Source organism: Halalkalibacter sp. HAAS-P013 (genome assembly GCF_056619925.1).
The window spans coordinates 466,565-487,465 of sequence record NZ_JBWQTU010000001.1; the positions used below are offsets into that span (position 1 = coordinate 466,565).

Consider the following 20,901-nt stretch of genomic DNA (forward strand, 5'->3'; position numbering starts at 1 on the left):
TCAGCGCCGCGATTTGTAGCAATGACTCCGCACGTTGCGTGCCTTCTATGAGAAACCCACTCATATTAGGCTTTTTAAATTATTGCAACGGCTTCGTCCATTGCTTAGAGGGCGCTGAAAAAGGAAAAATCACCTTTTTCAGCGCCCTCTGTAGCAGTCAGCTTTTTCTATTATTCATCTTCAGGTTGACCATGAGCTGCGATGTATTCAGAAAGAATTTCAAGCTCTTCGTCTGTACCTTCAAATAATCCAGCAGGCATGGAGCCAATACCGTTAATAATAACATCCATTACTTCTTCAGAAGATTTTTCTGTATCTAGAAGTGATGGACCACCAGCTCCACCAGTCATCGTATCACCATGACAGCCAATACATGAAGCTTGAGCAGAGTATATAGCATAACCCTCTACGTCTGTATTGATGTCACCTTCTTCTACAATTGCACCCTGCTCAGCAGCAGCTTCCCAGTCATGCTGGTCAACTGACTCCCAAGTTAAGTAAAATACAGAAATAAAACCAAGCATCATCATACTTGTTGCAATCGGACGTCTAAACGGACGACGCTCTTTCCCTGTATCTAACCACGGAGCAAGTAAAAGTGCACCAAATGCAAGTCCTGGCATTACGATCGTACCGATGACATTAAAGTCACCTGATGCATATTGATATTTAAGTAACTGATACAAGAATAAGAAGTACCAGTCAGGTAATGGAATATATCCAGCGTCAGTTGGATCAGCCATACGCTCAAGAGGTGCTGGGTGAGCAACCGTAATGAGAAGGTAACCCATTAAAAATACCGCACCAACCATCCACTCTTTCAGTAGGAAGTTCGGCCAGAACGCTTCTGTCTTACCTGGATATTCCGAATAATCCTTTGGAATATTGGGTTTGCGATTGTTTGCCTTGACACGAGAATCCCCGACAAACTTCATCCCTTTACCACGTTCCATCTCGTTCCCTCCTTTTCAATTGTCAGCTTTTTTAGCATAGTAGTAAGTTAGTAAATCTTACAACGGTCCAGAAATACCTTGTTTACGGATCATGTAGAAGTGAGCCGCAAGCAAACCAAGCAATGCTGCTGGTAAGAAGAAGACATGGATTGCAAAGAAACGAGCAAGTGTAGCAGCACCAATAATTTCACCGCCGGCAAGCAACGTTTTTGTAAATCCACCAACAATCGGTACACTTTCAGCAATTTGAAGTACAACCGCCGTTGCGAAGTATGCCTTCATATCCCAAGGTAATAAGTAACCCGTTACTCCTAATGCAAGCATAACAAAGAAAATAAGGACACCAACTACCCAGTTTAATTCACGAGGCTTCTTGTACGATCCCGTAAAGAAGACACGTAAAGTGTGTAAAAACATCATAACAATAACTAAACTTGCGCCCCAATGGTGCATACCACGAACGATTACACCGAAAGCGACTTCATTTTGTAAGTATGCTACTGATTGATAAGCGTTGACTATATCTGGTACGTAATACATGGTTAAGAACATTCCAGATAAAATCTGAATTACTGTAATAAAGAATGTTAATCCTCCGAAACAGTACACGAACGCAGAGAAGTGGTGAGCCGGGTTAACATGCTCTGGTACTTCATGATCGGCAATATCGCGCCACATTGGCGTAATATCGAGACGCTCATCAACGTAGTCGTAAATTTTTTGAAGCATCGATTACGCCCCTCCTTATGTTCGCTGATTAATTTGACCTAAGTATACTCTTCCATCTTCCACTACGACATCATAAGCGTCTAGCGGACGTTGCGGAGGTGTACCCGGAACGTTAATACCATCTCTATCGAACCTTCCGAAATGACATGGACAATAAAATTCGTTAGGTTCTTGCGTTCCATATGCTACTGTACAACCTAAATGCGTACATGTCGGTGATAAAGCTGTAACCGTATTATCACGAATGTAGATGAATGCTTCACGAGTCACTTCAGATTCATACCATGCATCAACTTGTTCAAATGAGAATCTGAATGTTTGTGGCTCTTCCGTTAGTTCGTCCACATCACATACATAAATCAGGTCAGACTCCGCACCTGCTTTTAGCGCAGGATCAAGCGCAAATCGAGCCATTGGCATTAACATACCTGCTGCCATAAAGCCGCCAACACCTGTAAGTGTGTATGTTAAAAATTGTCGTCGTGAAACTCTGTGGTCTTTTTCACTCACTTGTTTTCCCCCCCTTACACAATAAGGTAAACCCAAAAACGGGCACAAAATAAGCACATATTATACTAGGACATACCCATGATAATACAACACGAATGAATTCGCAACATTTTCCGCATTCTGGCACAAATTCGGCATAATTTTATGGGCATATGTGTGAAAAGCATCATTGACTATCATAACAGATTCTGATTCTTTATCAAAACTTGTCTATAAAGAAATTCAAAAAAGAAGGGGTTATCCCAAAGGTCTGAGTTTAACCTTTTGTTATAACTCCCTTCTTCACATTGTAATCGAAAGAAATCAGCTTACTTATTTTGCCACTGATTCGTTAAAATAGGAATAAGCTGCTTCATTTGATCGCTTATAACATCTTTCTTATAATTTGCATCCATATGTTCAAGGGGAATCGTTGGCATCCACAATAACATCCCATCTAATTCTCCTTCGACCGTTTTCCACTCCCCATCAGAAGTTAAGTAAACAATATGGTTGATTCCTCCAGCTTGCAATTCCTCTTGCCACTCACTTAGTCGCTCAAGTCGCTTGTCAAACTTCTCTGATTTCAAATAAGCAAATGACGGAAATTGGACAACTCTGCCGTGAAATTGTTTTTCTACTTCACTTGTAATAATTGAAATAAACTCACCCATCGCTACCGTTTGTTTTACTTCTTTTTGCCATGATAACGGTATAAGCGGAATGATCGCTGTATCTACGTATTCTTTCGCTTGTAAATATGTATCCATTTCAGTTGCTTGCCATTTCATATGTACACACCTTCCACATTCATCACACATTTTTAAGGGTGACTTTCTAACAATCTTCCTACAGTATATAACTAACTTACTGCACGAGAAAGTCAAAGTCACCCTCGTTCTTAGCTTTCTTCTAATAGCTTAAGTTCCATCACTAAATGATTAAAACGTTCTTGATCCTGCTCATCAAGTGCACGGTCAATGTCTGCTAATAATTGTTCCTTTTTAAATGACTTTAATGCACGGTCTAATAACCATTCCGTCTCTTTTTGAAAAGCGACTGCAAGTTCTATATTCTCGGGAATATGCGGGTTTTCTTCTAAAACAACTAGGTACGGTGGGTATTGTCTTGCTCCAGTAAAATGAAGTTCGATATAAATGTCCTCCGTTTGATTTAAACGAATATCATGAAACGCTTTTTCTGCATCAGTTGTAACGTGCTTTTCTTTATGAAAAGAGAACGGAACGCTATCTACTCCCTTTGCTGAGATTATCATCGCTTTTGGAGTATGCGTAGCCTGTTCAACAAAATGCACTCTTTCCATTATCTCATCATCACTCATTAAATAATTCAGTAGCCATGCACATTCACGCCTTTTTAATTCAAACTGTTGCAAAAAGGTCTTAAGAAACTCCTTCTTATCTACAACTGGAATGATGTTGCCCACGCTTCACCCTCCTTACATCCTTCTTTTCATCACTATTCAATTGATGGATTGTATGATGTTAGTATTCGCTAAATTCTTTGAATTTCCTTTCAGAAATCGAAATTCCTAAAAACTTTGAAGTAGTTCAACAATATCTTCTCTTTCGGGTTGATACTCAATTACCTTTTTAAAATTTGAAATGGCTTTATCTCTCATTCCGAATTCAAGTAAGAAATACCCGTATTCCTCCAAGAAGTCTACATCGTCTTGGTAAACTTCCTCAATTTCTCGGTACATTTCATATGCCTTTTCATAATCATCTTGTTCTTTTAAAGCCGTTGCCCAGTACCAAGTATAGAGAGAGTCTTCTTCTCCATACTCACGCATATGCTCCATGAGTTCAAGTAATTCTTCATATGATTCTGTATGCTTAAGATAGGCAGCAAGTGTTTGGACTGCTTCTACATTTGATGGGTTAAGAGCAATCACTTTTCGCAGGAGCGTTTCACCTTCAACAGGGTTTTGTTTCTTGAAACTCAATTTTCCTGCATGGATATAAAGTGATTCATTAAATTCATCAACCTTCATGCCACGCTCTAATGTTTCAAATGCATCATCAAGCCTTCCTTCGGCTTCATAAGCTTTTGCCAAGTACGGATATAAGCTTGAGTAATCAGGATCAAGAGCCATCAGTGCTTCCAATTGCTCGATAGCTAAAATCATATCCCCTAACTGAAAAGCCGTAAATCCGTAGCCAAAAAGAGCATTAGGATCAAGGTGATTTTTCAACCCTTTTTCGTAATATTTTAACGCATCCTCAAATTGACCGCTGGCACTATAAGCATCCGCTAAAAGTAGTTCAACATGGACATTCGGTAATCGTTCGCTTGCGTGTACCGCTTTTTTTAAATAAGGAATGCTTTTTATGTAGTCCCCACGTTCTAAATAAAATTCCCCAAGTCCATAAGAAATAATCGTCTCATTAGGGGCAGCCTGAGCTGCTAAAAGCAACTTCTGTTCCGCCACTTCATCAAGTGATTGCATTTGATATAAATCAGCTAATAGTAGCTGCGCTTGCAAATAAGCCGGATCTTCTTGTTTAATTTCTAACAACAATTCAATGGCTTCGTCTTCCTCGTCCATATCGATTAATAGTTCAGCTGCAAATGCATAAAGACTTCCTTCATCAGGATAAAGCATCAACAATTCATCAATTATTTTTTTCGCTTTCTCCACGTGTCCTAATTCATGATACAATTCAGCAATATCATGCTTTAATTGATGATCAGCATTTTCCTCAAGTTTTGCTAATTGCTCTAATCCGTGCTCTACGCTTCCGCTTTCAATCGCACTTATTGCCTTTTCAAGTACATTCATTTTATATCCCCCATCATAATCACCAGCTTACGTAATTACATTCGACATTCTTAATTTATCCCCTTTTAAAAAAAAGAAGAAACCATCATTCAAAGAATGACGGTAATGTAAATCACTAAAGAATTTATTACAAGTAATTTTCTTGTTGATATACATCAGCTGATACATCTTGCATTGACATGAACCTCCCTGGCCGAATCACTTCAATGAGACGACCGTAGCCTGGCTTTAGTGAAATTGCTTCATACGTTTTAACAATTTCACCTTTTAAGACAACTACAACAGGTTCTTTTTCATAATAAACAATCCCGCCTCCTCGTGCAACTTTTTGGTCAATAGAATGAATATGATCTTCTCTTTCATCAATAAATAATAGATAATCGGCATCACTGCCTTGAAGCATTGTACCTTTGTTTGGATACAGCCCAACTTTTTGCAACAAAGGCTTCTTCCAACATGCAAGCACTTCTAATGGATCTGTTGTGTGAATTTGAAAGTTCGAGCAATAAACCATCCATTCCTTTAACAATGCAGCTTCTAATCGATCTGATGAAGGAGCTATAACAGGAATAAGCACAGTTGGATAGGTTAGCAATGTCTGGGATATATGTGTCCAAGGTATGGTTTTCAACTGTTGAAATGACTGAATTTCCACTCTCACAAATGGAATCCGGAACTGCTGAAACACTCGAAGGACTGCTGGACGCAATAACGAAAAGGGGATCGTCATGCCAACAACATAATCTAATGTGCTACTTGCCATTGAGTGTTTAGCTCGTTTAAAAACCGCTTCAATCTCTCGTTCATATTGGACACTAGGAGCAACAGCCACTCCCGTGCAACCTTTTCTAATAAGATAGCTCTGTCTATCTTGAAACCCCTGAAAATCTTTAAAAGCAAGAAGTTCGTCATCATACATAATACGACCATTTGTCATCAAAACCCCTGACATAGCTATCCTTTGTTTGTTCCATTTATCAAAAGAAGTTGTGACATAATTAATTTGACCGTCCTCTATTAAATAAGACCGTAATTGATTTCGTTCTTCATCAATTTTCGTAACCTTGTCTAATAAATACATCACCATTCCTCCTACAATGACTAGTTATAGACAAGCTATGACCGTAAATGAAAAAAGAGAACTGAAACACTCTTTTTCTTTTATAATTGAATGTCAGAATTTTTTAATTTTGTATTGACATTGTTTTATTTCTGTTTATAATAAATAGTAAGCGTATGGTTTCTCTCCACTCCTATCCATACAATTTTTAGCATATTGCTAAGACCTCATTTTGAAAACGCTTACGTTTTCGGATGAGGATTTTTTTCTTTTTAGAAGTCTTGTCCTTAGATGAGCTTAATGAAGGATTTCCCTTGCTCTTCTTATGCTGTTTTGTTCTTCATCACCCTGTTTTTTTCAACAACCTCTTCTAAATCGGGAAACCTGATTCAACATAAAAATGACGTATGATGGAATCATACGTCATTCAATCGTTATACTTATTTTAAGGTCTATCTACTTGTCTTGCTGAAGCTGTTTAATATGATCAAAAAAGTTTGGGTATGATACGGCAATTGAATCACTACGACTTATTTCAACATCTCCATCGGTAATAAGACCAGCAACAGCTAAAGCCATTCCAATTCGGTGATCACCGAAACTGCTTACGGATGCACCGTTCAAAGAGCTTCGACCTTCGATAATCATTCCATCATCAGTCGCCTGAATCTTTGCACCTAACTTTGTCAGTTCACTTACGACCGTGTCAATTCGATTGGTTTCTTTTACTTTTAACTCTTCCGCATCACGGATCACTGTTATCCCTTCTGCTTGGCTTGCTAATACGGCAATAACAGGAATTTCATCAATTAGTCTCGGGATGAGGTCTCCCCCAATCTCGATTCCTTTTAATGCTGATGTAGAAATTGTAATATCAGCAATTGGCTCTCCGCCAACAACTCTTTCATTTTGAACCGTCATGCTCGCCCCCATTTGCTCTAACACATCAATAATACCCGAGCGTGTAGGATTCAATCCCACGCCTTCGATCGTAATATTACTATTTGGAACTATCGCAGTAGCAACTAAGAAAAATGCTGCAGATGAAATATCACCAGGCACAACAATGTGTTGAGCTTTTAACGTTTGACCTCCCTCTACAGAGACCGTTAATCCATCGCGCTTCACTTGAACACCATAAGCCTCAAGCATTCTTTCTGTATGATCTCGAGATAAGGCTGGTTCAGATACGGATGTAACACCTTCACTTTGCAATCCAGCCAATAATATAGCTGATTTCACTTGAGCACTTGCAACTTTTGATTGATATTGGATTCCTTTTGTAGCCCCTCCTCGAATAGAAAGCGGTGTAAAGTTCCCCTTTTGTCGTCCATCAATAACAGAACCCATTTCACGCAATGGATCGGTAACACGGGCCATTGGACGTTTTGCTATAGAATCGTCTCCAATAATAACTGAATGGAACGGACGTGTTGCCAAAATACCTAGCATTAGCCGCGTTGTCGTTCCAGAATTGCCTACATCAAGAATTTCACTTGGTTCTGTAAGTCCATCCCAACCTCGCCCCTCAATCGTAACTTTTTCTCCTTCTTGTTTAATAGAAACTCCTAACTTACGAAAGCAAGAGATCGTACTTAAACAATCTTCTCCTGGCAAAAAACCTTCCACTGTTGTTGTTCCTTCAGCGATCGCTCCAAACATAACAGCACGATGGGAGATCGACTTATCTCCAGGAACTTGAATGGTTCCATTTAATCCTACATGTGAATATTTCACAATAGCAGTACTCATCATATTCCTCCTAAAAATATCTCAAATTTTCACAATTTATATAATGTACGTATCATACATCTCTTGTTGCAGATGTATTTGAGCTCGCTCACGGTCTTCTTCAGAACGAAAACTTAGCCTTAGAACCCCCATTATATCTTCACGCGTTTCTAAAATACGAATATTCGTTAAACTTATTTGATGCTGAGCTAGTATACCTGTAACATCGGAAATTACACCAGGATGGTCAGGTACATCAACAAATAAGTCATAAAAAGATGGGATCGCACCTTTTTTTCGAACCGGTAGTCCATCTCTAAAATCTTTCGCATCTTGAAAATATGTAAATATAGCTTCTCCACTTTCTTCTTCAATCAATGCTTTCACACATTCCATTTCGCGAGTCCAACCTTCAAGTAGCTGCAATAAACTATCCTTATTATGTAATAGGATGTCTCTCCACATCGTAGGATTGGATGAAGCAATACGTGTAATATCTCTAAAGCCCCCTGCAGCTAACCGCGAAACAAGTGGATCTTCTCCCTCAATTTTTGCGATTTGATGGACGAGACTCGCTGCGATAACGTGTGGGAAATGACTAATAGCTCCCGCTAAACGGTCATGCTGCTCAGCTGATAATTCAATAAAGGTTGCTTTCGTTCCTTTCAACCAATTTTGTAATTGAATGCAAGCACGAACATCAGTTCCTTCTGCTGGCGTTAAAATATAAAAGGCGTTCTCAAATAAATGGGATCTTGCTGCCTCTACACCACTTTTATGCGAACCGGCCATTGGGTGACCACCGATAAACGTCACCTTTTTATCCTGTAGATGTTTAGCCTTTTCGACAATACGTACTTTCGTGCTTCCAACATCGGTGACAATCGCTCCAGCTTTCAATGAAAACTGTGCAATCTCTTCTACTAACTGCTCTGTTTTTAAAACCGGTGTAGCGAAAATGATTAAGTCCGCTCCCTCAACCCCTTCTCTTAATGAAGTGGCCGCTTCATCAATGACTTTTAATGATAACGCTACTTTTAACTGTTCTCCTGAAATATCGTAGCCTCGAATATGAACATCGTGTTCCTTTCTTATTGCAAGCGCAATAGAACCACCAATGAGTCCAAGTCCTACGACAAATACCGTTCGCTTCATGCTGTGCTCCCTTCCCTTGTTAAGAAAAAACACCCTTCATTACTTATGAAGCCACTCAAAAAAAGTACAAACCATCCTTTTTCAATGCCTCGATTAAGCCGCGATGTCCACTACGAGAAACCCGCTCATAGCATTTTAGGTGTGAGACACTTCTCAAACCAATAGCAATGACTCGCCACATTGCTTCGAGGGCACAGAAAAAGAAAAACGCCTTTTTCAGTGCCCTCATCAATCATGAAAGACGATTTTCCTTCAACATCTTATTGTCCGACTGGTTTTGAAGCTAACATTTCTTCTAAAACCGCGAACAACTCTTTATTCTCTTCTTCGGTTCCAATAGTAATTCGGACGCAAGTTGGGAAACCAAGTGCCTGTCCTGATCGAACGATGAACCCTTTCTTTAGTAAGAAGTCAAAGACCTCATCACCCGGCAGGTTAAAATCAATTAAGATAAAATTCGTTTGCGATGGGTAATATTTTAAAGCGTGCTGCATACAAAATTGCTCAAACTGTTTCAAAGCCTCTGTATTTTTTTCAACACATGTTGAGATAAATGCATCATCTTCAAGCGCTGCAACTGCTGCTGCATGAGCAAAAGTCGTATTGTTAAATGGCGGTCTTACAGGGTCAATGAGAGAGATAAGCGCTGGATTAGCGACTCCATAACCAATTCGTAATGCAGCTAAACCGTATGCCTTTGAAAACGTACGTAACACCATTAAATTATCGTACTTTTTCAATAACGGTAAAGTTTCTGGGTAGTCACTAGCCGTAACATATTCATAATAAGCTTCGTCTGAAACAACAAGAACATGTGAAGGGACTCGCTCTAAAAAGCTTACAAATGCTTTTTCGTCAACATATGTACCTGAAGGATTGTTAGGGTTGCACACCCAAACAATTCGAGTATTCTCATCTATTGCATTTAACATTGCATCCAAATCATGAACACCATCAACTGATGGCACTTCTCGAACTTCAGCACCTTCGATCGTTGCGTTTAGCTTGTACTGCGAAAACGTTGGATCAGCTGTGACGGTATTTGTCTCAGGTGATAAAAATGCACGACATAAAAATTGAATAACTTCGTCTGAGCCGTTCCCAAGCACAAGTTGATTCCCATCAACACCAATTTTAGCTGAAACCTTTTCTCTAATCACTGCTGCATATCCGTCTGGATAAATCGCTGTTTGTGACGCTGCTTCTTGAATCGCTTTTGCAGCTTTCGGTGAAGCTCCATATGGATTTTCATTTGAAGCAAGCTTCACAACTTTCGTCAACCCTAATTCTCTTTTTACTTCTTCTATAGGTTTGCCTGGCTTGTACGAAGGTAAACCGTGTAATTGTGGTTTTGCTTTCATGGTAGCACCTCATCTTATAAAATATGCTTCTATCTATTATGTTACGACGAAATGAGCGCAGTGACAAACTTTTTTATTTCCTGAAGTGCAGCTGGTCTTGTTTCCTTATTTCGCAATGCTTCTTCCTGTTCTCCAATGACAGACACTAGGGCACTTCCAACTACAACTCCATCAGCATGTTGTTTCATCGCTTTCACTTGTTCATTCGAAGAAATTCCGAACCCAACTGCCGTTGGAATCTTGCTCGCTTCACGTACAGTTTTTAAAAAGTCATATACTCGTGGATCTAGTTCATTCCGAACACCTGTTACTCCTAATGAAGATACGCAATACAAAAAACCTTTTGCACGTTCTGCAATCTTTATCATTCGTTGCTTAGAAGTTGGAGCAACTAGTGAGATGAGCGATAAATGATTTTCTTCACAAAGTTTATCTAAATGCTCACTTTCTTCAAAAGGAAGATCTGGTACTAACAATCCATCAATACCTAGCTCCGCTGCTTCATTTACAAACCGTTCTTCCCCATACTGCAACAATGGATTAAAATAAGTAAAAATAATTACAGGGATCGTTAACCCACGCTTTCTCATTTCAGGGACAAGTTTTAAGGCCGCTTCTAAAGACATGCCACCTTTTAAGGAACGCTTTGATGCAGCTTGAATCGTCGGTCCATCAGCGAGAGGGTCTGAATATGGAATTCCTAACTCTAAAATACTAGCTCCAGCTTCTTCTAATGTTAGAGCAATTTCGATTGTTGCATCAGCTGATGGATCACCAGCTGTAATAAACGGAATAAACAATGATTTATCGGTACTTGTAGCTACTTCCATTCGCTTATTCGCCATTTGAATCACCTCTAAAATGCTTCATTAATGTATGAACATCTTTGTCTCCTCTACCTGATAAGCAAACGAGAATAGAGTCATCTGGCGTCAACTCTTTTGCACGTTCAAATGCTTTTGCTAAAGCATGTGCTGATTCAATTGCTGGTATGATACCTTCTGTTTCAGATAACAACTTTAATGCATCTAACGCTTGTTGATCAGTAACTGCTTCATAGGATACACGTCCACTACTCGCTAAGTAAGCATGTTCTGGACCTACACCAGGATAATCAAGGCCTGCAGAAATGGAATACGGTTCTGTAATTTGACCAGCTTCATCCTGTAATAAATAAGTAAGTGACCCGTGTATAACTCCCTTTCTTCCATGAGTCATTGTTGCGGCATGTTTATCCGACTCTACTCCTAAGCCTGCAGCTTCAACTCCAATTAATTTAACTGCATCTTCAAGAAACGGATAAAACATCCCAATCGCGTTACTCCCACCACCGACACATGCAATAATTTCTGTCGGTAGCTGACCAACTCTTTCTACAAACTGCTTTTTCGCCTCGTCTCCAATAATACGTTGAAAATCGCGAACCATTTTCGGATAAGGATGAGGTCCTACAACGGAACCAATTAAATAAAATGTGTCCTCCGCGTTTGCTACCCAATAACGAATGGCTTCATTTGTTGCGTCTTTTAAAGTTTGGCTGCCTGAAGTTGCAGGCACGACTTTTGCGCCTAGTAATTCCATCCGGAAAACATTTAGAGCCTGTCTCTCCATATCTTCTGCACCCATAAACACTTTACAATCAAGGCCAAATTTTGCTGCAATGGTCGCAGAGGCAACCCCATGCTGCCCTGCACCTGTCTCTGCAACGATTTTCGTCTTCCCCATTTTTTTCGCAAGCAACGCCTGACCCATCGCATTATTGAGCTTATGTGCCCCCGTATGTAAGAGGTCTTCGCGTTTTAAATAAATTTTGGCTCCTCCTAATGATTGAGTCAAATTTTCTGCATACGATAAAGCCGTCGGTCTACCTGCATATTCTTGTAAATGAGTAAGGTACTCTTTAGCAAAAGATTCATCTGCACTTGCTTCATCTAAAGCCTGTTCTAGTTCTTCAATAACACTCATCAAGGTTTCCGGAACATACTTTCCACCGAAATCACCGAAGCGTCCTCGCTTATCTGGATACATTGTTGCCATATCGCTTCATCCTTTCTTCTAGCTGCCTAATAAGCTCCCTAGATTTCTTACCGTTTTCTTCAATACCACTTGAAACATCGACTCCATCTGGACAATATTGTAAAACTTTTTCGACATTTTCTGGGCGGATTCCTCCAGCAATGAAAACCTGAACGCCTTGTCTTTTCCCTTCTTCTAAATAAGAAGGAATGTAGTCCCAGTCAAATGATACACCCGTTCCTCCCCACTGATCTCCAACCTTACAATCAACGATATAACCTGAGACGATCCCTTCATAGCTTTGCATGAGTCTGATCGCGGATTGATGATGATGGATGGCTTTCCAGATCGGGATATCAATTTGTTCTTTTAGTTCTTTCACTTGTTCTACTGATTCATTCCCATGGCATTGAATCACATCAATTGGCAGATCGCGGATTGCCTCTAAAATTGATTTTACAGACTCATTGACAAAAAGGGCGACGAGCTTTTTATCGTTCTTGCTTTCCTGTTCACGTAACCACTCGAGAACTTGTTCCCGACCAACCTGCCTTTTGCTCTTTGCAAACACAAAACCAATATAATCTGCGCTACTAGCCAGTGTTACTGTCGTATCATGCGCGGAGTGATTTCCACATAATTTAAGAAGAGGCTGCAATGACTTCTCCTCCAAACAACGTTTCAATTCCTTTTTCAGGCGACTCAGCTCTCATTAATGATTCTCCAACTAGTACTCCAGCTGCTCCTGCTTTTTTAACTCGCTTAATATCGTCACTTGTGTGAATGCCACTTTCGCTAACAAATAAACTACCTTCAGGAATAAGAGTAGCCATCTCTTCCGTTTGGGTTAAGGATGTTTCAAACGTTTTTAAATTGCGATTGTTAACGCCAATGATCTTCGGAGCAAAGCAAGAAAGGAGTTCTTCTAACTCTTCTTTCGCATGAACTTCGACTAAACATTCTAGCCCAAGGCTATAGGCGTAATCATATAATTCTTTTAACTCTTGAATCGGAACTGTGCCTACAATAAGTAGCATCGCATCCGCACCTAGATTCCGTGTTTCTTCAACTTGATTTTTATCAATAATAAAGTCTTTCCTCATCACAGGAAGATGTACTTCTTTTTTTATAGCTGAAAGATAATCACGATGTCCTTTGAAATAGGTAACATCCGTTAACACAGAAATTGCATCTGCTCCGCCTTTTTCATACCCTTTAGCAATCTCTACGGGGTTAAAATCCTCACAAATTATTCCTTTTGAAGGAGACGCCTTCTTCACTTCTGCAATGAGACCAGTGGAGCGATTCGAATTGTTTAATGCTTTATATAATGAGAAGTGTAGTACTTCCTCATGTTCAGGCATGATTAATTGCTCAATTTCTTCACGTTTCGTTTCTAATATTTTCTCAAGCATATTGTTGTTTCTCCTTTTGCAGTGATTGATAGTGACGATACACCTTACCTGAATCAATGGCGTTTTGTACTTCTTTCACACCTTCTTGGATAGAATTCACTCGATTGGTCGTATATAACGCAGCAGCGGCATTAAACGCGACAATTCCGTAAGCCGAAGCGTTTGCTTCCCCCTTTAAGATCTCTTTAATCAGCAAGGCACTTTCATGTGGTGTTCGCACTTGAATATCCTCTAAATTTCCTCTTTTTAAGCCGACATCTTCCGGTGAAATTGTATAGATTGTTTGTTCGTCTCCATTTATCTCAATAACGTTTGACTCCGTTGTGATTGATAATTCGTCCAGGCCTTCTCCACCAGTTACAAGTAATGTCTTAGTTGTCCCCAACCTTACTAGTGTTTCGGCTAATTTTTTTGCAAATTCATGGTTGTACACACCAATTAGCTGATGCTTTGCTCCAGCTGGATTAGTTATAGGTCCTAACAAATTAAAAATCGTACGAAATCCAATTTCCTTTCTAGGTGTAACAGCATGCTTCATTGATTGATGATAAAGTGGTGCAAATAAAAAGCAAAGATTGGAATTTAACAGAGCACTTCTCGCTTCTTCCTTATTATGTTGGGTTGGAATAGAAAGCTCCTCTAATACATCTGCACTTCCACTCTTGGAAGAAACCGCACGATTTCCATGCTTAGCAACCGGCACGCCCATAGCAGATAAAACAATCGCAGAAGCCGTTGAGATATTAAATGTACTTAGATCGTCTCCACCTGTTCCACATGTATCAACTACTGGGATATCATCTGTTTCTAAACGAAGAGAATGTGCACGCATTGCACGAGCAAACCCTGTCATTTCATCAACTGTTTCCCCACGAAAACGCATGAGCGTTAATAGGCTCGCAATTTGACTAGGAGTTGCAGCTCCTTTCATAATTTCATTCATTGCTTTCTCTGCTTCTGATTCCGTCATTGTATGCCCATCCATACATGAACGTAGAATATCTTTAAGCATGAGTTGTTACCCCCTTTTCCCCAAACATTTTTTCAGCTAATTGTACAGCTCGAATCAGTGCTTTCGCCTTATTTTGTGTTTCCTCGTATTCTTTCTCTGGTACGGAATCAGCAACAATTCCAGCTCCTGCTTGTATATACGCCTTTTTATTTTTAATAACCATCGTTCGAATCGCAATACAAGAATCGATGTTGCCATCGTAACCAAGATAACCAATCGCCCCTGCATATACGCCTCTTTTCGTTGGCTCTAGCTCCTGTAATATTTCCATCGCGCGAATTTTTGGTGCTCCTGAAACAGTGCCTGCTGGAAAAGATGCCATTAATGCTTCTAACGGTTGGGTCCCTTGTCGAAGTCTTCCAGTCACTTTTGAAACGATATGCATAACATGTGAGAATCGTTCAATCGAAAGCATTGTCGGTGTTTTAACAGATCCATATTCAGCGATCCGACCAACATCATTTCTAGCTAAGTCAACAAGCATATAATGTTCAGCACGTTCTTTTTCATCTGCTAATAAATCCTCTGCTAGTTGTTGATCCTCTTTTTCATTTTGACCTCTTTTTCTCGTTCCTGCGATAGGATGAATTTCTACATGACCATCCTGTACTTGAACAAGTCTTTCTGGAGAACTTCCTACCACTTCCATCTCATCAAACTTTAAATAGAACAAGTAAGGGGATGGATTAACCATTCTTAATACGCGATATACTTCAAGTGCAGAAGCCGACACACTCATCTCAAATCGCTGTGAAAGAACTGTTTGAAAAACATCTCCAGCTAAAATGTAATCTTTTATTTTGTTCACATCTGACAAAAATGCTTCCTTTTCATAGTTCGAAGTAACATTCTCAAAAGACACTTCTTCATCCGTTTTTGGGACGTTTTTTAACATTAACGCATTAACTGGTTGTTCTAGTAGTGAAGAAATTCGCTTTATTTCCGCTCTTGCAGAATGATACGTATTAACTAATGATTCTTCTTCGTTAGGTCTGGCGTGAACTAATACGGATAATTCTTTATTTTGATGATCATAGGCAATTAACGTTTGACAAAATAGAAACTGATAATGAGCTAACCTTTCTTCACTACTCGTAGCAAGTGTTGGTTCAATCGTCTCAATTGCATCATAGCTCATATAACCTACCGCGCCGCCGCGAAAAGGAATCGGAATATCTAACGGTTGAACATTAAGATAGGTCATCGTTTCATCAAACGCTTCTTGAAATGATTTTTTCTCAAGAACCATTTCACGATGCTTTGAATAAGTGCGACATACGCCTTTTTCCTCAATTAATTCAAACATAGGGTTTAACCCTATAAAAGAGTATCTAGACCAAGAAGACTGCTCATCCTTACTTTCTAGTAGAAATGACACTTGATCACCTAATTGATGAACAATCTGTACCGGCGTCAAACCGTCAGCAAAAAAACGTTCCACTACAGGGATGGTATTAAATGTTTCAGCTGCTTTTTCAAATTCTAAAAAAGTTGGGGTTATCATTTGCAAACACTCCTTAATGGGAATGAATGAAATGAGTGGGAGGGGGTGTGGGGTATATCCAGGCCAACGAATCTAAACTTATTCTTTAGATTTGGCTCTCTTATAAAATAAAAAACCTCCTAAACATAGCGTTTAGGAGGATTATAGATAAATGTATCCCTCAACTAAACTCAGCTCTCCTCAACTCAATCTCATTCTCTACTAATCTAAATATTCATTCTTTTCAATGTAAATAATTACTAAACTAGGCTCGAAGAAAATCATTTCTTCATCTCATCTGCCCCTAGTCTAACGTTTTCTTATTCATTCGTCAAGGCTAAATCTGGTCGTAATTTCGTTGCTTCACGCAAATAAGCATGTGCGATCTCTTCTTGAGCAATGTCTGTATTGACCGTCATTAATACTCGAATGCAAAGCGGCAGGCTTCCAGGGACAGGAATTTCCTGTGCACAAACAACTGGTACGTATGACCAGCCCTCAAATCCCCTTAATACTTTTGCCGGAAAAGTAGCTGTAACATCCTCCGTGACTGTAAAAAGTACTTGTGCTACACTTTTAGGATCAATGTTATTCGTCGAAATTAAGACTTGTACAAGTTCTTTTGAGGCTTCAACAATCTCGCTCTCCGTATTTGATTCAATTGTAATAGCTCCACGTATCCCTCTAACCATTTATCTCCACCTCCATCTGTTCAACTAGTAACTGTTCAATGGTATTAGGTGGAACCTCGATTAATACCGCCTCTTCGATCTTTCGTAATAGAACCATTCGAATCGTTCCAGCTTCTGCCTTCTTATCATTTTGCATCTTCGTTACTAGCTTAGAAATTTGGAGTTGATTTGATATTTTCGTTTTATAACCTAGTTGTTTAAACCATGCTTCATATCTTTTCACGTCTAAGTCTACTTCAAAAATTTGTTCACTTAGTTTCAATGCAAAAATCATTCCAATAGCTACGGCTTCTCCATGTGTTACAACCCCATAGCCTGATTCTGACTCAATAGCATGAGCTAGAGTATGCCCGAAATTTAAATAAGCTCGAACACCAGATTCCATCTCATCCTCAGCAACAATATTCGCTTTAACAGCTAGGGATTTCTCTAGCATTTGATTAACTAACTCTACAGGAAGTTCCTCAAACGAAGTAACTTCTTCTTGTAACCAATTTAAAAATGTATGATTACGAATAAATCCATGTTTTATCACTTCAGCAAAGCCCGAACGCCATTCTTTTTCCGGTAACGAGTAAAGAGCCTCTGTATCATAAAAGACCGCTTCAGGTTGATGGAAGCTTCCTACCATATTTTTTCCTAGTGGGTGATTAATTGCCACTTTGCCTCCAACACTGCTGTCGTGAGCTAACAACGTAGTCGGAACTTGAACAAAGCGGATGCCACGCATATATGTAGAAGCTACAAACCCAGCTAAATCACCAACAACTCCACCACCTAGTGCGACGATGACTGATTTCCTGTCTAGTCCACTTTCTAAAGCCTTAGTCATAACCTGTTCATAAACTTCAAATGATTTGGATGCTTCTCCGCTTTTTATAACCGTTGTGTAAATAGGAAGCTTCTCATGAAAGCTTCCTACTACATCATCTAAATAAAGCGGTGCGACAGATGAATCCGTAATAATAAGTACAGATGACACATGACTCCTCAAAATAGAATCCATCATTTCGCCTATCTTTGAACGTAATCCAGCATCGATAAAAACTTTATACGTTTTTGACTTCGCTTCAATTAGAACGTGATTCATTAAAACTCCCTCGCTTTAGCCTGATGACGTTCTACATTTTCTTGAATCGTACCGATTTGATCGTGACCGAACGTTTCAAGCAACGCATTGGCAATTTCCCAAGCGATTACTGACTCAGCGACAACAGAAGCAGCTGGAACTGCACAACTATCAGAGCGTTCAATGCTTGCTTCAAATGGCTCTTTCGTATCAATATCAACACTTTGAAGTGGTTTATATAATGTAGGAATTGGTTTCATAACACCACGTACAACAATTGGCATACCTGTTGTCATTCCACCTTCTAGCCCACCTAAGCGATTCGTTTTTCGACTATAACCATGTTCTTCGTCCCAAATGATTTCATCATGCACTTGACTCCCTGGTAGTTGTGCAGCTTCAAAGCCAATTCCAATTTCGACTCCTTTAAAAGCATTAATACTCATAATCGCAGCAGCTAATTTCCCATCAAGCTTACGGTCATAATGAACGTGACTGCCTAACCCAACTGGTACATTTTCAACTACTACTTCTACAATACCTCCGATTGAATCACCGTCTTTTTTGGCTGCATCAATTGCTTCCATCATTTTCACGCTAGCTTCTTCATCTAAACAACGAACTTGTGACGCTTCTGAACGTTTCTGAAGATCGTCTACTGAATCATAGTGAACATTCTCAGCTTTTACTCCACCAATTTCAAGAACATGTCCTCCTACTTTAATACCAAAAGCTGCAAGAATCTTCTTCGCAACAGCACCTGCAGCCACACGTACGGTTGTTTCACGCGCAGATGAACGTTCTAATACATTGCGCATATCACGGTGGCCATATTTTATCGCTCCATTTAAGTCAGCATGTCCAGGGCGAGGACGTGTTAATTTACGCTTCACTTCTTTTTCTTCGTCTTCACCAATCGGTTCTGCACCCATAATTTTTGTCCAATGGGTCCAATCTTTATTCTCAACAACAAGAGCAATTGGTGCACCTGTTGTTTTCCCGTGGCGAACTCCACTTAAAATTTGGACTTGGTCCTTTTCAATTTGCATCCTTCTCCCGCGTCCGTATCCTCCTTGCCTGCGCGCTAAATCATAATTAATATCACTCGCTACTAACTCAAGTTGAGCAGGTACCCCTTCAATTATCGTCGTTAGTTGCGGGCCATGTGACTCACCAGCTGTTAAATATCTCATCTCGACTCCTCCAATTCCAACAACACTTTTCTCTTTATCGCTTTTATGCGTTAAATTATAACATAGTTTATAATGTGCTGTCTCAAAAAATTTAGACAATTTCGTTATTATTTAGACATTTTATCAAACTCAGGCCCATTCGTCTAAGGAAACTTTTATAACCTATTCTAAAAGCTATATCTTTTTATAAAAAACGTATCTTCCGGTTCAAATTGATACATAGACAGATTAAAGATTTACTCCGTACTTCCAACAAATAATACTCCACCAGGCTCTAGTGCTTGGCTAAACTTATGGTAAAGCTCATTCTTTGCTTCTTCTGTAAAATAGATCATAACATTACGGCAAATAATTAAATCATATTGATTTTCGAAGCGGTCTGCAAGTGAATTTTGATGTCTAAATTCAACAGTCCTTTTAATTTCCTCTTTTACATGATACCCCATTGGCTCTTTCTCAAAATATCTTGATAATATATCTGCAGGAACTTCTTTTAATGAACGTTCGGTATATAATCCAAGTTTAGCCCGTTCAAGAAATGCCCGATCTAAATCGGTCGCCAATATTGTTTGTAATTGGCATAAATTTAGACATAATCATAGCTAGTGTATAAGGTTCTTCCCCAGTAGAGCAAGCAGCACTCCATAGTTTTAAGCTGGAACGTACATGTAAAAGCCTTGGAAGAATCTTCTGTTCGAGTACTTCCCACCTCTTTGCATTACGATAGAATTCAGATACGTTGATTGTCATTCGCTCAAGAAAATTCGTTATACAGATCCTCATCACCCGACATCGCTCGGTAAAATGATTGAAAATCTGGATACCCTTTTTTGCTGCGCAAAGAGTCAAGACGACGCTTCATTTGTGCCTCTTTATACAAAGACAAATCAATCACTGTTTTCTTTTTGATATTTACTATAAATTGCTCGTAGTCTTGACTCATGCATGTAACCTCTCGTTAAGTAATGGATTAATCATACGACGAATGATTGCAAATTGCTATGATAATTTGCAAACTAAACTAAGACTAGTAACTTGTCTTTGAATCCAATCAATAAATTCTCAAAAATAATAAGACTACTATCTTCTTCTACTTCCACAAAAAAAGCTCATCCAATTGGACGAGCTTTTTAGAAACGCTTACATTATACCCACTTACTAACTTCTTTTTCATAGTTATTTAGTTCTTGTTCATTAAAGAAAAGAGAAATTTCTCTTTCTGCACTAGCCGGCGAATCTGATCCATGAATTACATTCATAGATACTTGTACACCATAATCTCCTCGAATAGTCCCTGGAGCCGCTTCTGCAGGATTCGTTGAACCCATCATCGTACGAGCTGTAGAAATAACATTCTCGCCTTCCCAGACCATTGCAAAAACAGGACCTGATGTAATAAAGCTAACTAACTCTCCAAAGAAAGGACGCTCCTTATGTTCACCGTAGTGCGTTTCAGCTAATTCCTTTGAAACTGTCATTAACTTCGCTCCTACTAAAGTGAAACCTTTCTTCTCGAAACGCGATACAATCTCACCAATTAAATTACGTTGCACACCATCTGGCTTAACCATTAAATATGTACGTTCCATTTGTTGATCGCTCCTATCAGAGTATGTAATAAAACCACTATTAGTATAGCAAACATCTAGAATAGTCACAATATTACTTGTGAAATATTTCAAAGAAAACACTATCATTTCCATATCAAATCAAAAAAAATATAATTTTAGTTATAGTAGT

At 39.3% G+C, this 20,901-nt stretch carries 20 protein-coding genes and 1 pseudogene; all 21 read right to left on the minus strand.

Features of this window, described 5'->3' with window-relative positions:
- Positions 1-170: 170 nt before the first annotated feature.
- Complete coding sequence (locus AC1FXP_RS02465) at positions 171-953, minus strand: c-type cytochrome (RefSeq protein ID WP_480058459.1); 783 nt, start codon at positions 951-953, stop codon at positions 171-173.
- A 57-nt stretch (positions 954-1,010) separates the two neighbouring features.
- Positions 1,011-1,682, minus strand: a complete 672-nt coding sequence (qcrB, locus tag AC1FXP_RS02470; protein WP_034628475.1) for a menaquinol-cytochrome c reductase cytochrome b subunit — start codon at positions 1,680-1,682, stop codon at positions 1,011-1,013.
- Positions 1,683-1,697: 15 nt separating this feature from the next.
- On the minus strand, positions 1,698-2,192 hold the full coding sequence (locus AC1FXP_RS02475; protein ID WP_480058461.1) for a Rieske (2Fe-2S) protein: 495 nt from the start codon (positions 2,190-2,192) through the stop codon (positions 1,698-1,700).
- Positions 2,193-2,500: 308 nt separating this feature from the next.
- Positions 2,501-2,962, minus strand: a complete 462-nt coding sequence (locus tag AC1FXP_RS02480) for a YpiF family protein (protein ID WP_480058462.1) — start codon at positions 2,960-2,962, stop codon at positions 2,501-2,503.
- Between the two features lie 110 nt (positions 2,963-3,072).
- The gene (locus tag AC1FXP_RS02485; protein WP_480058464.1) at positions 3,073-3,618 is read right to left on the minus strand and encodes a ReoY family proteolytic degradation factor; all 546 of its coding nucleotides are present in this window, start codon (positions 3,616-3,618) and stop codon (positions 3,073-3,075) included.
- A 105-nt stretch (positions 3,619-3,723) separates the two neighbouring features.
- The gene (locus AC1FXP_RS02490; protein WP_480058465.1) at positions 3,724-4,974 is read right to left on the minus strand and encodes a tetratricopeptide repeat protein; all 1,251 of its coding nucleotides are present in this window, start codon (positions 4,972-4,974) and stop codon (positions 3,724-3,726) included.
- A 127-nt stretch (positions 4,975-5,101) separates the two neighbouring features.
- Positions 5,102-6,055, minus strand: coding sequence for a hypothetical protein (locus AC1FXP_RS02495; RefSeq protein WP_480058467.1), 954 nt, complete (start codon positions 6,053-6,055; stop codon positions 5,102-5,104).
- Positions 6,056-6,490: 435 nt separating this feature from the next.
- Complete coding sequence (gene aroA / locus AC1FXP_RS02500) at positions 6,491-7,786, minus strand: 3-phosphoshikimate 1-carboxyvinyltransferase (protein WP_480058469.1); 1,296 nt, start codon at positions 7,784-7,786, stop codon at positions 6,491-6,493.
- A gap of 36 nt (positions 7,787-7,822) precedes the next feature.
- The gene (locus tag AC1FXP_RS02505; RefSeq protein WP_480058471.1) at positions 7,823-8,920 is read right to left on the minus strand and encodes a prephenate dehydrogenase; all 1,098 of its coding nucleotides are present in this window, start codon (positions 8,918-8,920) and stop codon (positions 7,823-7,825) included.
- 260 nt (positions 8,921-9,180) lie between these two features.
- On the minus strand, positions 9,181-10,281 hold the full coding sequence (gene hisC / locus AC1FXP_RS02510; RefSeq protein ID WP_480058473.1) for a histidinol-phosphate transaminase: 1,101 nt from the start codon (positions 10,279-10,281) through the stop codon (positions 9,181-9,183).
- Positions 10,282-10,322: 41 nt separating this feature from the next.
- The gene (gene trpA, locus AC1FXP_RS02515) at positions 10,323-11,126 is read right to left on the minus strand and encodes a tryptophan synthase subunit alpha (protein ID WP_480058475.1); all 804 of its coding nucleotides are present in this window, start codon (positions 11,124-11,126) and stop codon (positions 10,323-10,325) included.
- The gene (trpB, locus tag AC1FXP_RS02520; protein WP_480058477.1) at positions 11,116-12,318 is read right to left on the minus strand and encodes a tryptophan synthase subunit beta; all 1,203 of its coding nucleotides are present in this window, start codon (positions 12,316-12,318) and stop codon (positions 11,116-11,118) included. The genes trpA and trpB overlap by 11 nt, the downstream gene beginning before the upstream one ends.
- Positions 12,296-12,955, minus strand: a complete 660-nt coding sequence (locus tag AC1FXP_RS02525) for a phosphoribosylanthranilate isomerase (protein ID WP_480058478.1) — start codon at positions 12,953-12,955, stop codon at positions 12,296-12,298. The genes trpB and AC1FXP_RS02525 overlap by 23 nt, the downstream gene beginning before the upstream one ends.
- Complete coding sequence (gene trpC / locus AC1FXP_RS02530) at positions 12,939-13,712, minus strand: indole-3-glycerol phosphate synthase TrpC (RefSeq protein ID WP_480058480.1); 774 nt, start codon at positions 13,710-13,712, stop codon at positions 12,939-12,941. Before trpC ends, AC1FXP_RS02525 begins: the two co-directional genes overlap by 17 nt.
- Positions 13,705-14,724: an anthranilate phosphoribosyltransferase gene (trpD, locus tag AC1FXP_RS02535; RefSeq protein ID WP_480058482.1), complete on the minus strand. Its 1,020-nt coding sequence runs from the start codon at positions 14,722-14,724 to the stop codon at positions 13,705-13,707. The genes trpC and trpD overlap by 8 nt, the downstream gene beginning before the upstream one ends.
- A complete protein-coding gene (gene trpE, locus AC1FXP_RS02540; protein WP_480058483.1) occupies positions 14,717-16,228 on the minus strand; it encodes an anthranilate synthase component I in 1,512 nt (503 codons plus the stop codon). Before trpE ends, trpD begins: the two co-directional genes overlap by 8 nt.
- Before the next feature lie 299 nt (positions 16,229-16,527).
- Positions 16,528-16,899, minus strand: a complete 372-nt coding sequence (gene aroH / locus AC1FXP_RS02545) for a chorismate mutase (protein ID WP_480058485.1) — start codon at positions 16,897-16,899, stop codon at positions 16,528-16,530.
- Positions 16,892-17,989, minus strand: coding sequence for a 3-dehydroquinate synthase (aroB, locus tag AC1FXP_RS02550; protein WP_480058487.1), 1,098 nt, complete (start codon positions 17,987-17,989; stop codon positions 16,892-16,894). Before aroB ends, aroH begins: the two co-directional genes overlap by 8 nt.
- Positions 17,989-19,161, minus strand: a complete 1,173-nt coding sequence (aroC, locus tag AC1FXP_RS02555) for a chorismate synthase (RefSeq protein WP_480058489.1) — start codon at positions 19,159-19,161, stop codon at positions 17,989-17,991. The genes aroB and aroC overlap by 1 nt, the downstream gene beginning before the upstream one ends.
- Positions 19,162-19,400: 239 nt before the next feature.
- A pseudogene (locus tag AC1FXP_RS02560) lies at positions 19,401-20,104 on the minus strand (CheR family methyltransferase); the annotation flags it as partial.
- Positions 20,105-20,306: 202 nt separating this feature from the next.
- Entirely contained in the window at positions 20,307-20,750 is a 444-nt protein-coding gene (gene ndk, locus AC1FXP_RS02565; protein ID WP_480058490.1) for a nucleoside-diphosphate kinase, read from the minus strand.
- Positions 20,751-20,901 lie beyond the last annotated feature (151 nt).